We start from the raw sequence: 13,880 nt of genomic DNA, 5'->3' as shown, positions 1-13,880 counted from the left end.
CCTAGATTCTGCCTTGAAGCGGGATGATTGTCACGCTTTCTCCTGCTTTTACTGTATCAACAGCCGGGGAGATTTCGATTAAACAGTTTGCCTCACTCATTGAACGCAGAATACCTGAGCCTTGTTTGCCCGTTGTGCGAACCGTTAAACGACCTGTTTCGTCTAGCTCGTAAATACCACGACTAAATTCGGTACGGCCTTGGCGAGAGCGCAGATTTTCTGTCGCAATTGCGCTGACTTTGAGTGGCTTCCAACCTTGTTCACCCTGCATCTTACGCAGTGCAGGCTCGACAAAGTTAATGAATGAAACCATCACAGCCACAGGGTTACCCGGTAAACCAAAGAAAGGCTTATCGTTGATTTGACCGAACGCAAGCGGACGACCAGGGCGCATGTTGATACGCCAGAAATCAATTTGACCCAGTTTGTCTAATGCAAGTTTGATGTAGTCTGCATCACCAACGGATACGCCGCCAGACGTCATGACCACGTCAGCTTTTTCTGAGGCGTTCTCTAGCGCTTCAATCATGAGTTGTTCGTTGTCTTCTAAAATGCCGAAATCTAAGATCTCGCAACCGAGTTTCTCTAACATACCCATGATGGTAAAACGGTTTGAATCGTAGATTGAATTCGCTTTTTGCTCAGTGCCCGGCGCTTGCACTTCATCACCGGTAGAGAACACAGCAACTTTCAACTTGCGGAACACATTCGTTTCACCAAAACCAAGAGAAGCAATCATGCCCATTTCAGGAGAGGCGAGGCGAGTCCCTGCGGTAAACACGTCGCTACCAATTGCTAGGTCTTCACCCGCTTGGCGAACGTTTTGACCTGCTTTGATGGTTGCACCATTGAACGTGACAGTGTCGCCGTTTTGGGAAGCTTGTTCACGCATTACTACCGTATCGCCGTTGATAGGTGTTGGTGCGCCCGTCATGATCTTGACTGCTTGACCTGCTTCAAGAGGTTGGTCGTAAGCGTGACCAGCGAGCACTTCAGCAACGATTTGATAGCTGTCACGATCAACATCATCGCCACGAATCGCGTAACCGTCCATTGCTGAGTTAGTGTATTGCGGAACATTCACTGGTGACACCACATGGTCGGCAAGCACACGACCGTACGCATCTTCAATCTTGCACGCTTCGGTTTCAGCAACCGTGTTCACCAAAGATAGGATCTTTTCTTGGCCTTGAACCACGGAAAGGAAAGCAGGAGAGAGCGTATCACAGCAAGTGGCTTCTTTCTCTTTACTCTTTGGCGCGTTCGCTTCTTGAACATACTGAAGAACGAACTGAGCGATGGCATCGAGATCGTTGATGTTCATTTGTGGCAGTTCAGATTCCAACTCGCCACTGTCTGAAGCAATCGCGATGATGTTTGCATCATGCGGGTAAAGCCAAGGTTTGCCGACTTCTTCACGATGCAATTCAATCTTAGGAAAAGCAATGTTTTTGCAGCCCTCAACTAAAACCACATCAAGTTTATCTTGATCGAAACGCGTCAGTAAGTAATCAAATTCGGATTCCGATTCAGGCGTTTCTGTCATTAAAGCAAAACGGTTACGAGAAGAGATCAGCATTTGTGATGCGCCGGCTTTGCGTAAGCGGTGGCTGTCTTTGCCTGGTTGGTCGACATCAAAGTTATGGTGTGCGTGCTTGAGCATGCCAATGCGCAGACCCGCTTCGGTTAACTTCGGTAGTAATGCTTCAAGCAAAGTGGTTTTGCCTGTACCAGAATAGGCAGCAAAACCAAGAATAGGGATGTTTAGCGTGTGTTTCATGATTCGAGTTGTCCAAATTGCGCCAGTTCTTCTGGGGTATTCAAGTTGACGAAACAGTTTGGTGAGTCACTAAAGTCAACGTAACTGGTGTTGCACTCTTTGTAGAGTAAAATGATCTTACGATCGCCACGTTCTAAAAACGCGGTCAGTTTTGGCAGCACGCGCTTGTGATAAAGTGTGAAGACGGGTTGCTGATGGTCACCATCATGTGCAACCAAAATATCAGTATCTTCTTTTACTGCTTGGCAGAAACGCTCGACCAGATCGGTGTTGATTTGTGGGCTATCACAAGGAACAAAACCAACCCAATCGGTCTCTGCATGGACTAAGCCCGCATGGATTCCACCCATTGGGCCAGGGAAGTTTTCAAATTGGTCACCAAAAACGAGACCATAGATGCGGTAAGCGTCTTGGTTTCGGTTCGCATTGATCAAAATGCGAGGAGTTTGCGGTGATAAACGTTCGATAACGTGTTCAATGAGTGGCTTCTGATTCAATTCAATCAGACCTTTATCTTTTCCACCCATACGGCTGGCTTGTCCACCAGCCAATATGACCCAACTAGTTTGTGTTGGCTGAAGCATATGCGTTCTCTTGGGATGTTTCTTTTGGTATGACATACAACAGTGGAGACTCTACCAAAGTCTTGTCTTTTATCCACCACTGTTTTTTACATAAATCCGTCAATGCATTGGCTTGGTGACTTGTGATCACGATGCTTGAACCACGATCTAGAAGATCTTTTGCCATGATGACAAGGCGTTCAATAGATTCTTGATCGAGAGAGGCACTCGGCTCGTCCATTAATAGAATTGACGGTTTAAGTATCCACGCTCTTGCCATGGCCACGCGTTGCTTTTCTCCGCCAGATAAAACAGAGATGTGCTCATCCGCTAATGTTTCCAAGCCGACCATGCGCAATGCATTGATGACCTGTGCTCGCTTATCATTCGCGGTGTTTTGTTGATATTTCACTCCATAAACAACATTGTCATAGACAGTGCCATCGAAAAGGTAAGGAGACTGATGGAGGTAAATAACATCGACACGACCACTACGACGCGTCCATTTTTTTAACCAAGTATCTTTTGGCGCGACAACTTTACCTGTCGACGCTTTCAAGAGGCCAGCTAGGATTTTAAGTAGAGTCGTTTTACCAACGCCATTATCACCTTTTAGGTAAATCGCATCGTTTGGTCCAATGGCAAGCTCAGGGATGTGAAAAAGCACACGCTCCTTAAATCGCATGGACAATTGCTCGGCGGTTACTTTAATAGTCATAATACACCCTTATATTGGGTTGAAGGCGAGTCGATTGCTTGCTTCATGTTCTTAGATAGCCTTTGCCTCTCATGCTTGATAAGAGGAAGTTAAGCGCTAACGCTAACGATAGTAATACAATTCCCAGTGCAACGCCTTGTGCAAACGCACCTTTGCTGCTTTCCAATGCAATTGCAGTGGGTATATTTCGCGTCACACCCATAATGTTGCCTCCAATCATCATTGAGCAGCCCACCTCGGTCACGATGCGTGAAAACCCTGCGATAACCGCTGCCATGATAGGAAATCGAGTCTCCCAGATCATAGTAGCAGCGATACGCGGCATCGAGACGCCTAACGTAATCGCGGTTTCCACAATACGGCGATCACTTGATTGCAGCGCACCGTGCATCATCGAAACGAGAACTGGAAAACAGATGATCATTTGACCGAATATCATCGCCTTTTGGGTAAACAGCATTTGCCAGCCTCCCCAAGGGCCAGCACGTGATAGCAGCATGTAAAGCAATAAGCCGATCACAACGGTGGGTACGGCTTGCAAGGTGTTCACAATCGACAACAAAAACCATTTACCACGAAAGTCGGTATAGGCGAGGACGAAAGACATCAAGATTGATGGTAATATCACTAAAGATATTGCCGTAATAGAAACACTAAAGGAGACCGCGACGATCTCCCATAGGTCTGTATCAAAATTCACTAATAAGCGCAGGGCTTCCAGTGTTGTATCAGCAAGATTCATACTGCGTTATTTGCTCTCAGCATCCGCAACAAATAACTGTTTCCCGTTTAGACGGAAGCTATTAATCAGCTCCTGACCACGAGGATTCACCAACCAATCACTGAATGCTTTTGCACCTTGGTAATTGATGGTTGGGTATCGCTCTGGATTGACCAAAATAACTTGGTATGGGTTGAACAGTGCTTTGTCGCCTTGGAAAAGGATCGCAAGATCCAGTTTGTTTTGGTAAGCCAGCCAAGTACCGCGGTCTGACATGGTGTAACCTTGCATTTCTGCCGCCATGGTGAGTGTTGGACCCATACCTTGACCGACGCTGCGGTAGCCACCAAAGTTAGGTTCCATTTTTGTTTGTGCCCAGATACCCAATTCTTTTTTGTGAGTGCCTGAATCGTCGCCACGAGAAATGAAGACGGCATCTTTGTCAGCAATTTCTTTGAAAACGTCCAACACCGATTTGTCGTCTTTTACTTGAGCGGGATCCGATTTAGGACCAACGATAACAAAATCATTGTACATCAGTTTACGTGGAAGAACGCCGTAACCTTTTTCAACAAAGAGCCCCTCAGCCTTAGGTGCGTGAGTCATCACTAGGTCTACGTCGCCATTTTCACCCATTTTTAGCGCTTTACCAGTACCTGCTGCGATGATGTCGACTTTGTAACCGGTGTCTTTTTCAAATTGTGGAAGGATGTAGTCTAGTAGGCCTGAATGATAAGTACTTGTCGTGGTAGCCAGACGAATGTGTTCGCCATCTTGAGCCGCAAAAGTAGAGTAGCTTACAAGAGTGATTGACGTTGCGGCCAATGTCAGCGCAATTTTTTTCATTTTTATTTGTTTCCTTTCCAATGATTTTTGGCTTCTAGAGTCTAGATAAACTGAAGAAGTCGCCAGAGCGTCAGAGCGCGCTCAAATTACAAGTCACCTTAGGGTGAGAGAATGTGGTTGGGTATTGCCCCCTAAGCACGGTTTATCGTGCCAAAAGCAGTCCCGCATCCTGAGGTCACTTGGAATCTCTTTATAGCAAACAAGATGCCAACATTTTACAAGCGAAAAAGGTTGGATTTATGCGCTAATTCATGGACTTATTTGCATAAAAATTAGAATTGGTACAAAATGTCGCACTTTTTGTAGGGTATCTCGACTCAAACTTGGTACACTCTGTCCCATCTGAATCCAACTGGGGTAAATATGTCTACTCAATCCCATATTAGTACACATCAACAATATAACGCATTTTCAGTACTCGTCGTTGATGATGAACTCGGCATGCAAGCAATCCTGAAAAAAGCTTTGGGTAAATTATTTTCGCAAGTTGATACCGCAGGAAGCATCGAAGACGCAGAAGTATTACGTTGTGCAGGCCATTACGATTTGATCCTGTTAGATATCAATTTACCAGGTCGTTCAGGGATTGAATGGGAAGAAGCGTTTGAAGATGACGACAAACGCGCCGATGTTATTTTTATGACCGGTTATGCGGATCTAGAAATCGCTATCCGAGCACTTCAGCTAGGGGCATCAGACTTTATTCTTAAACCATTTAACTTAGAGCAAATGCTTAAAGCCGTTAGTCGATGCATGGATCGTCGCTTGAATGAACGCATGCAATATGTCATGAAGCGTGATTATCAGCGCTACAACAATTCAGAAATCATTGGCAGCTCCGATAAAACCCATGAACTAAAGCAGCTTATTACTCAATTTGCACCATCGCGTGCTTCCGTTTTGGTTGAGGGTGAGTCGGGAACAGGTAAAGAGTTAGTCGCTCGAGGCATCCACCAAGCGAGCGGACGTTCTGGCCCTTTTGTTCCGTTGAACTGTGGCGCAATTGCCCCTGAGCTTCTTGAGAGTGAGTTGTTTGGTCATACTTCAGGTGCATTTACAGGTGCGAAGAAATCACGTGAAGGTCTGTTTCGCGTAGCGAACGGCGGTACTTTGTTTTTGGATGAAATTGGTGAAATGCCATTGTCCATGCAAGCTTCACTATTGAGAGTGTTAGAGCAACGTACCATTCGTCCGGTTGGTTCTGAAAAAGAGATCAGTATTGATGTCCGAATCGTCGCCGCAACTAACCGAAATCTGCAAGAAGAAGTCAATAAAGGGCATTTTCGTAGCGATCTTTACTACCGTTTGAACGTGCTTAAAATTGAAGTCACGCCATTACGTGAACGAAAAGCCGATCTTTTCGATCTGGTTCCTTACTTTAGCAATATGCTGACCCGTGAATTGGGTATGCAAGCACCAAAGTGGGCACACGAAGATATGGAAGCCATGAGTGAATATGAATGGCCGGGCAACATACGTGAGCTTAAAAACCTAATAGAGCGCTGTATCTTATTAGGCAAACCGCCTGCACACCATTGGCGTGAACTCGGTGGTAAACCAGTAATCACAAATGCGCCTAACCAAACAGAACAGAACAATGTTCAACCGAAGAGTATCGAACTCTCAGAACATTCAGGCGAGGGCTATCCTAACACATGGACTTTAAAAGACGTAGAAAAGGCGCACATTCAACAGATTGTAAATCTCCATGATGGTAATAAATCGGCAGCTGCACGCGATTTGGGTGTCGCGCGTAAGACGTTAGAACGCAAGTACAAAGAATGGGATTCTGAGGGTGAGGGATATGCCGAATAGTTGGCAGAGTAAAAGCGTGACTAAGTGGACACACCGTTTTAGAACCATGGTGCGATATCGCTTATTGATTCTTACCTCTGCGCCTATATTTTTGACGCTTATTGCACTGATTGGAATTACGATTTATTGGTCTATCCACTATACATGGCAAAACGCATTGCTCGATGTGTCTGAACGTCTAGGCGTGGCCAACAATAGTATTACCTTACTACAGCAAAAGCAGGCGAATTACGTTAAGTCATTTGCTGAGTCTTATGATTTTAGGACGCGCATTAACCAAAATCTCCCTCAGACGAAGCTTCAGCCGTGGGTGACAGAGCAAAAGAAACGTTACGATTTGGATTTCCTGTCTTTCCAACGTGTTGATTCAATAGAAAACAAATTTCGTTTTATGGATCTCACTAAGCGGGAATCATTCTTCGATGTGCTAGATAAAGCGGAGTTAGAGCGGTTAGACCCAGATCTGGCGAAACGTGCAGAAGTGCCGATTCTTAAAGATGGAAGCGTAGAAGTGCGCGGTCTTGTGAGTCGCACAGTGATTCCGGTATACAATCAAGCGAATGATTTGATCGGCTTCTTGGATGGGGGGATATTGCTAAACAACAGCACGATGTTGGTAGACCAAATTCGCGACCTTATCTATCTGGGCGATCAAGATTTACTCCGTCCTGTAGGCACAATTACCGTATTTTTGGATGATTTACGTGTGAGCACCAACGTACCACTGGACAGTGACCAACGTGTGGGGCGTGCGGTTGGCACGCGAGTGAGTAGTGAGGTGTACGACCAGGTACTGGCAGAGGGTAAGCAATGGGTCGATCGTGCTTATGTGTATGACGCTTGGTATATCACCGCGTATCAGCCAATCAAAGACCAATACGACAATGTTATTGGCATGCTTTATACCGGTTACTTGATGTGGCCATTTGTGAAAGCGTACATGACCAACATTGTTGAAATTAGTGTCATTACTGTCCTGTTGCTCTTTATTTCTGGAGTCATGGTTTATCGTGGCTCTAGAGAGTTATTTAATCCGATCGAACACATTCATCGCGTTGTTAAGATGATTCAATTGGGGAAAGAAACACGCATTGGACCACTGGATCTTGACGATGAGCATGAGTTAGCACAACTAGCGAAGCAGTTTGACAACATGCTGGACCTACTAAGGCAGCGTAAAAATGAACTTCAATTTGCGGCAAACGAGCTAGAGAGAAAAGTTCAGAAACGTACGGCGAGTCTTGAAGAAAAAACCGCAGAGCTAGAGTTACATATCCAATTGCTCAACCAGACTCGGAACAAGTTGGTTGTACATGAGAAGCTGGCTGCATTAGGCGAACTAACGGCTGGTATTGCACATGAGATCAACAATCCGAGTGCAGTGATACTGGGCAATGTAGAGTTGATCCAGTTTGAGTTAGGAGAAGATGCCCAACGTGTTCAAGAAGAGCTGGATGCTATTCATACCCAGATTGACCGTATTCGTAATATCACGCGAAGTTTGTTGCAGTACAGTCGTCAAGGTGGTGTACAGGATGAAATAACATGGCAACACGTCAACCCAATTGTCGACGAGAGTATCACCTTGGTGAAAACGGGTACCAAGAAGCGACACATAGAGTTTGTCACGCTCTTGCAGGCCCATACACCAGTAGAGGTAAATCGCCATCATTTATTGCAAATACTGGTGAACCTGCAAATGAATGCGATTCATGCTATGGATGGTCAAGGTAAGTTGACTGTTATCAGCGAAGATTGGGTTGAAGACGGCGACATCAAAGGCACGGTGATTCATGTTACCGATGAGGGTTGTGGTATCAAACCAGAAAACTTAAGCCGTATTTTCTCGCCGTTTTATACCACCAAACGAGATGGTACAGGCCTTGGGTTATCCGTTTCACAAAGTATTTTGAGCCAAACTGGCGGTGAGTTAAAAGCGGTGTCGGAATGGGGCAAGGGAAGTACGTTCAGTATCTACCTGCCGAAGAAAGCCGAGCTGCTACTTGAAGTGACCAATATCGCTTAACTTGTTGTTAGCACCAGATATTTTGACATCGCCACACAGAAAAATGATAAGAAAAAGGGTCAGTGTTATCACTGACCCTTTTAGTATCGGCTAATCGGTTGCTGAGGTTAATGAGGTTAATGAGGTTAATGAGGTTAATAAGCAGTAGTGCCCATTTATCCCGTATGCACAGCAATTTTCGGTGGGTTGATACCGTGCTTCTTAAACTCTTTCATTACACGTAAGGTAATGTCAGTTTCAAACAGCTTCTCGTATGCGGTATCGACTACGTATGCTTTACAGGTTAGTTGAATCGCAAGGTAGTTATCGGTTATCGTCTGTTTCACTAATACCGTTACTGGCTTTGGTAGGTGGATATAGCGACTTGAAGAGGCGGCTTCCTGAATGAGATCACGGGCGAGGGTTATGTCTTCATTCATCCCGACATAAAACGGAATCACAACCTGCATATCCAAAGCACCGTAGTTACCACTGACAACCACTTCGCTTAAGAATTTGTTGTTCGGAATAGTAATGATGTCATCGGTTAACGTACGCATACGGACCGAACGCAAACCAATTGCAATCACATCGCCGTAGTTCCCCTCAAACGTGACGCGGTCACCAACTTGAAACGGACGGTCAACCATCACGGTCATCCCCGCGATGAATGATGCTGCGAGGTCTTTCATCGCAAAACCAACGGAAACGGCCAGCGTACCGCCAATCAATGCGAGGATTTGGTCATTGATGCGAAAGCTCATCATAAATACGACAGAGCCTGCGGTTAAATAGATAAAGAATTGCAAGAACGATTGCAGTTTTTGCAGCACCATTCGATATTGCACAAACTGGCTACCGATGCTCTCTACCATCGAACTCATGAATTTAAGTAACAGCCAAGTACATGCAATGACGATAATAGAAAAGAACACGCCACTCCAACGGATCAAGCTTGCGATTTGCGAGATATTGTCCACACTCGCGATTTCTTCCGAGGCGAAAGTGGAAGTGCTCAATACTGATAGAGCGAATACGGTGAGTAGTTTTTTCATCGTTATTTCACCAATAAATGTTGACGGTCAAGAACGTTGGTAATGTGGCGGAACCAATGGTCAGAAACACGAGCTTTGTCCTCTCCCCACTCAATAAAACCACGGCTTTGAAAGTAGCGAAGAGTGCCAATGACTTCTGCAATACTAAGCTGAGTACAGTCCGACAGTTCCTCTGGCGACGCGACTTCGAGCTGAACAATGGAGCGAAGTACAGCTAACATGGGTTTCGGCATTTTTTCTAGTTCTTGTGACTCTGGTGCATGGAATAAACGCACCACCACGTGTTGTGTCTCTTTATTTTGACGAAGAGAGAGTCGGAAGAAACGCAAAGCAACCGTAGGGTTACCATCAGCGTAATGCCAAAGAATGCGATAGAAACCTTGTTTTGCACGCTCTTCTTCGGTGATCTCCTCTTGGTCCCATTGCTTTGGAACCACCAAACCATCAAACGTCACTGGATTTTCTACTTCTTGGTTAATTCGGCTATCAAAGAGCGCACAAAGCTGTTTTTCACTCCAACGAGGCATAAACTCAACCCAATCAAATAGAAGACGCTCTCCGCGAGCACGATCGACAAAGCGCCAACTCGCTTTTTCAATCGCGATAACCACGCGATGATTCTTTTTAGATCGACGAAGTAAGTTAGTCAGCTTGATTAAACCGCTTAGCCCTCCGACCATGGGTTTTACTAAACGCTGCGCATTATCAACTGCAATGAGATACGGCGTGTCACTTTTGCGTAGGTGAGCAAGAACTTGTATCTCTGTGGCTTCTGCTTCTAGGCCTAGGGAGGTTGCTAGCTCTTTCAGTAACTCGTTGTAACCGGCATAGGGGCAGTTTAAATAAAGTGGCTCGGCATTTTTAACTTTACTCAAGATCGTACGCAAGAATGTGGTTGTGCCAATGCCTCGCTCACCTGAAATAACACACACTGCGGGGCTGTCTGTCAGTAGATACTTCGAAAGCTGTTTGATTTCATCGGAGGCGTACTCGACCAATTCACTGTTTTCGCTACCTGGTAGAACATATTCGAACGCTTGATCACCTTTAATGCGCACTAGATTGGTGTCAGTACCGTTATTGCCGGTTTGTTTGGCGACTTCGATACGGAATAAGTACGCCAATGCTTGGCTAAACATGGTGTAATTAGAAAGCATTGCCACGATACGATGTTTAAAGCTATGCAGCGTAATCCACACCGCACAAATTGCTGTACCGATGATGCTTAAGAACAAGGTGTCTTTGCGGCGAATAGACCAGTTCACCCAAACTGGACGTTCAGAGAGCTTCTCTGCGACTTCGAAGACTTTCTTCCGCCATAGACGCAACACTGATAGCGTCACCAACACAAACCAGAAAAACAGTGCGCTGTAAATCCAAGAGTAAATGGTGCCTTTGCCAAGTGTGCGAACGGATATTTGAAGAATGACACCCGCCACGATAGCGCTCCATACATAGCGACGAATGGTTGAAAGGCGCAGGGCAATGACTTCTTGGCTCGTACTGCGACTGTTACGATAAGCAAACTCCAGAATAAAGCTGATCGCAATAGATCCGCCTAATACCCACCAAGTAAAAATTTCTAGAATAATTAGGTGCTGCAAACTTGGGATCTGTGAAAGTACGCGAAGCGAGAGTGTAATCGCAATCAGCCAAGCAATTGCGCGATGCGCTCGGCTGATGTACCAAATCATGCGAACCCAAATTGGGGGCTTGGCGACATTATCGAGTTGGGTTTCTCGAAACAGGGTAATGATGCGTTTACTATTGGTTAACCACCACACCAAACCAAAATAGATGAACAGTACTTTAATTCCTGCCCACACCACAGGGATCGGTGAAATAAGGATCTCTTGAACCAGAGATTGGAACGAACGAACTTGGAAGTACAGTAGGTACTCGGCGTTAAGTTTGGTTTGATGCCACTCCTGTTTAAATTGAGTCACACCATAAGGGCCGAATCCGGTGAGTTTGTCATGCGTTATAGGGTCCGCTAACTCTAATAGGTGCTCTTTACTTTGCCCAAGACTGTTAAGGGTTAAATGCGCAGATTGAGTATCGAACCACTCCTTATCACCACCTGATTCACGAAAGGTATTTAAGCGCTCATCGAAAATCAGAGTTTGTTTACGCTGTTCGTGAATAACAGCGTTTAGCAGTTGATTGACTTTACGTTTATCACGGTCAGACATGAATAATTGCTCAGGTAATTGATTTATTTCCTGAGCAATTTCTTGTGCTACGGGTTGTACTTGAGGCTCTGGCTGAAATTCATACTCCCACTTTGCATGAGCCGGCAAAGAAAGTACGAGGCCAATTAACATTAAAAAGCGCACCATAGAATGCATAAAATTCTCTTAAAACTTATAAGGTTAGAGTTAGTGTAGTTGTTTTATTGCCATATGCGAGTTTTCGTAAGTTACTGCAGGAGAATATTGCGATCCGCTTAATGAGCGCATTAAAGCAATAAGGTGGGCAGTAATAAGATTGCATACAGAATGAATGGAAAGGTCGCACTATAAGAATCAAGCGAACAATTATGTCAGGCCTGTGTCATAGGTAAGTGCCTGTATCAAACTTGAGATGAGAGGTTGGTTTTTATACAAAAGTACGCACTTTTTGTTAGCGAATTCTCAAAAATACGGTCGGGAAGATGGTTTTTCTCACTAATTAATAAAAACAAAACTTGCAGTAAGTAGCCTTAAGCAGTAACGTTGCGCGGTTTTTCCCAATAAACTTGAATTGCTAAGGTAAAGGTTTTGATTTCCACAGCGAATATTACTCAACAATTTGGCGCTAAGCCGCTATTTGAAAACATCTCAGTTAAGTTTGGCGAAGGTAACCGCTACGGCTTAATCGGGGCTAACGGTTGTGGTAAATCAACCTTTATGAAGATCTTGAGCGGTGAGCTAGAGCAAACTAGCGGTAACGTAAGCTACGATCCAAACGAGCGCGTTGCAAAACTGAACCAAGACCAGTTCGCTTATGAAGAGTTCACGGTTATCGATACGGTAATCATGGGTCATAAAGAACTATGGGAAGTGAAGCAAGAGCGTGACCGTATCTACTCTTTGCCAGAAATGAGCGAAGAAGACGGCATGAAAGTTGCGGACCTAGAAGTAGAGTTTGCTGAAATGGACGGTTACATGGCAGAAGCGAAAGCAGGTGAGCTTCTTCTTGCTGTGGGTATTCCAATGGAGCAACACTTCGGCCTAATGAGTGAAGTCGCTCCAGGTTGGAAACTTCGTGTGCTTCTAGCTCAGGTTCTGTTTGCTGATCCAGACGTAATGTTACTAGACGAACCAACCAACAACTTGGATATGGATACGATCCGTTGGTTGGAAGACACGCTTAACGCACGTAACTGCACCATGATCATCATCTCGCACGACCGTCACTTCCTAAACTCAGTATGTACGCACATGGCTGACTTAGATTACGGTGAGCTACGTGTTTACCCAGGTAACTATGATGAATACATGACGGCGGCTTCTCAAGCTCGTGAACGTCTATTAAGCGACAACGCGAAGAAGAAAGCACAAATCGCTGAACTTCAAACGTTCGTTGCGCGTTTCTCAGCAAACGCATCAAAGGCAAAACAAGCAACCTCTCGTGCTAAGCAAATCGACAAGATCAAACTTGATGAAGTGAAAGCGTCGAGCCGTCAAAACCCATTCATTCGTTTTGAACAGTCTAAAGAGCTATTCCGTAACGCTCTGATTGTTGAAAACCTAAGCCAAGGTTTTGAAGACGACTTGTTTGCAAACTTCAATGCGATTTTCGAAGTAGGTGAGCGTGTTGCTATCATCGGTGAGAACGGTGTGGGTAAAACAACCCTACTAAACACGCTTGCTGGTGTACTAGAGCCACGTACTGGTGAGTTCAAATGGTCTGAAAACGCAAACATCGGTTACTACGCGCAAGATCACGCTCATGAGTTTGAAGAAGACCTAAACCTAACTGATTGGATGGGTCAATGGCGTCAAGAGGGCGATGACGAGCAAGTGGTTCGTAGCTTCCTAGGTCGTATGTTGTTTGGTCAAGACGACATTAAGAAGTCTGTGAAAGTACTGTCTGGTGGTGAGCAAGGTCGTATGCTGCTTGGTAAGCTAATGATGCACAAACCAAACATGCTGCTAATGGACGAACCAACCAACCACATGGACATGGAATCGATCGAATCATTGAACACGGCACTAGAGCAGTACAAAGGCACATTGTTCTTCGTATCGCACGACCGTGTATTCGTAGACTCACTAGCAACACGTATCATCGAAATCCGCGATGGTAAAATCACAGACTTTAAGGGCACTTACTCAGAGTTCCTTGCGTCTCGTGGTATCGTAGGCTAATGATGTTCTAGTAAAAACTTGATAA

10 protein-coding genes are annotated in these 13,880 nt (G+C 45.1%); 3 read left to right on the top strand and 7 right to left on the bottom strand.

All coding sequences use genetic code 11. From position 1 onward, the window contains the following. Position 1: 1 nt before the first annotated feature. The 5 genes from KHN78_RS00260 to KHN78_RS00240 are packed head-to-tail and all read right to left on the bottom strand — an operon-like array spanning position 2 to position 4,628. Complete coding sequence (locus KHN78_RS00260) at positions 2 to 1,780, bottom strand: bifunctional molybdopterin-guanine dinucleotide biosynthesis adaptor protein MobB/molybdopterin molybdotransferase MoeA (RefSeq protein ID WP_211919045.1); 1,779 nt, start codon at positions 1,778 to 1,780, stop codon at positions 2 to 4. Next, the gene (mobA, locus tag KHN78_RS00255; protein ID WP_211919043.1) at positions 1,777 to 2,364 is read right to left on the bottom strand and encodes a molybdenum cofactor guanylyltransferase MobA; all 588 of its coding nucleotides are present in this window, start codon (positions 2,362 to 2,364) and stop codon (positions 1,777 to 1,779) included. Before mobA ends, KHN78_RS00260 begins: the two co-directional genes overlap by 4 nt. Continuing rightward, positions 2,342 to 3,061 carry an energy-coupling factor ABC transporter ATP-binding protein gene (locus KHN78_RS00250; RefSeq protein ID WP_211919041.1) on the bottom strand — a complete coding sequence of 240 codons (720 nt, stop codon included), beginning with the start codon at positions 3,059 to 3,061 and terminating at the stop codon, positions 2,342 to 2,344. Before KHN78_RS00250 ends, mobA begins: the two co-directional genes overlap by 23 nt. Positions 3,062 to 3,104: 43 nt before the next feature. Further along, on the bottom strand, positions 3,105 to 3,803 hold the full coding sequence (locus KHN78_RS00245) for an ABC transporter permease (protein WP_211919039.1): 699 nt from the start codon (positions 3,801 to 3,803) through the stop codon (positions 3,105 to 3,107). 6 nt (positions 3,804 to 3,809) lie between these two features. Continuing rightward, the gene (locus KHN78_RS00240) at positions 3,810 to 4,628 is read right to left on the bottom strand and encodes a substrate-binding domain-containing protein (RefSeq protein WP_211919037.1); all 819 of its coding nucleotides are present in this window, start codon (positions 4,626 to 4,628) and stop codon (positions 3,810 to 3,812) included. Positions 4,629 to 4,991: 363 nt separating this feature from the next. Here KHN78_RS00240 and KHN78_RS00235 point away from each other — a divergent pair, with 363 nt between their 5' ends. Next, complete coding sequence (locus KHN78_RS00235; RefSeq protein ID WP_211919035.1) at positions 4,992 to 6,443, top strand: sigma-54-dependent transcriptional regulator; 1,452 nt, start codon at positions 4,992 to 4,994, stop codon at positions 6,441 to 6,443. Then, positions 6,433 to 8,469 (top strand): HAMP domain-containing sensor histidine kinase, encoded by a 2,037-nt coding sequence (locus KHN78_RS00230; RefSeq protein WP_211919033.1) that lies wholly within the window; start codon positions 6,433 to 6,435, stop codon positions 8,467 to 8,469. Before KHN78_RS00235 ends, KHN78_RS00230 begins: the two co-directional genes overlap by 11 nt. Positions 8,470 to 8,624: 155 nt before the next feature. Here the strand turns inward: KHN78_RS00230 and KHN78_RS00225 are convergent, their stop codons facing one another. Together KHN78_RS00225 and KHN78_RS00220 are read right to left on the bottom strand one after the other, a co-directional pair. Then, entirely contained in the window at positions 8,625 to 9,503 is an 879-nt protein-coding gene (locus KHN78_RS00225; RefSeq protein ID WP_128810895.1) for a mechanosensitive ion channel family protein, read from the bottom strand. Positions 9,504 to 9,505: 2 nt separating this feature from the next. Beyond that, complete coding sequence (locus KHN78_RS00220) at positions 9,506 to 11,851, bottom strand: ATP-binding protein (RefSeq protein WP_211919031.1); 2,346 nt, start codon at positions 11,849 to 11,851, stop codon at positions 9,506 to 9,508. A 411-nt stretch (positions 11,852 to 12,262) separates the two neighbouring features. Here KHN78_RS00220 and KHN78_RS00215 point away from each other — a divergent pair, with 411 nt between their 5' ends. Continuing rightward, the gene (locus KHN78_RS00215) at positions 12,263 to 13,855 is read left to right on the top strand and encodes an ABC-F family ATPase (RefSeq protein WP_211919030.1); all 1,593 of its coding nucleotides are present in this window, start codon (positions 12,263 to 12,265) and stop codon (positions 13,853 to 13,855) included. Positions 13,856 to 13,880 lie beyond the last annotated feature (25 nt).

Origin of the sequence: Vibrio sp. B1REV9, from assembly GCF_905175395.2 — a bacterium.
Classification (GTDB): Bacteria; Pseudomonadota; Gammaproteobacteria; order Enterobacterales; family Vibrionaceae; genus Vibrio; species Vibrio alfacsensis.
The sequence above is the reverse complement of the archived record's forward strand: the minus strand, read 5'-3'. Positions and strand labels throughout refer to the sequence as shown.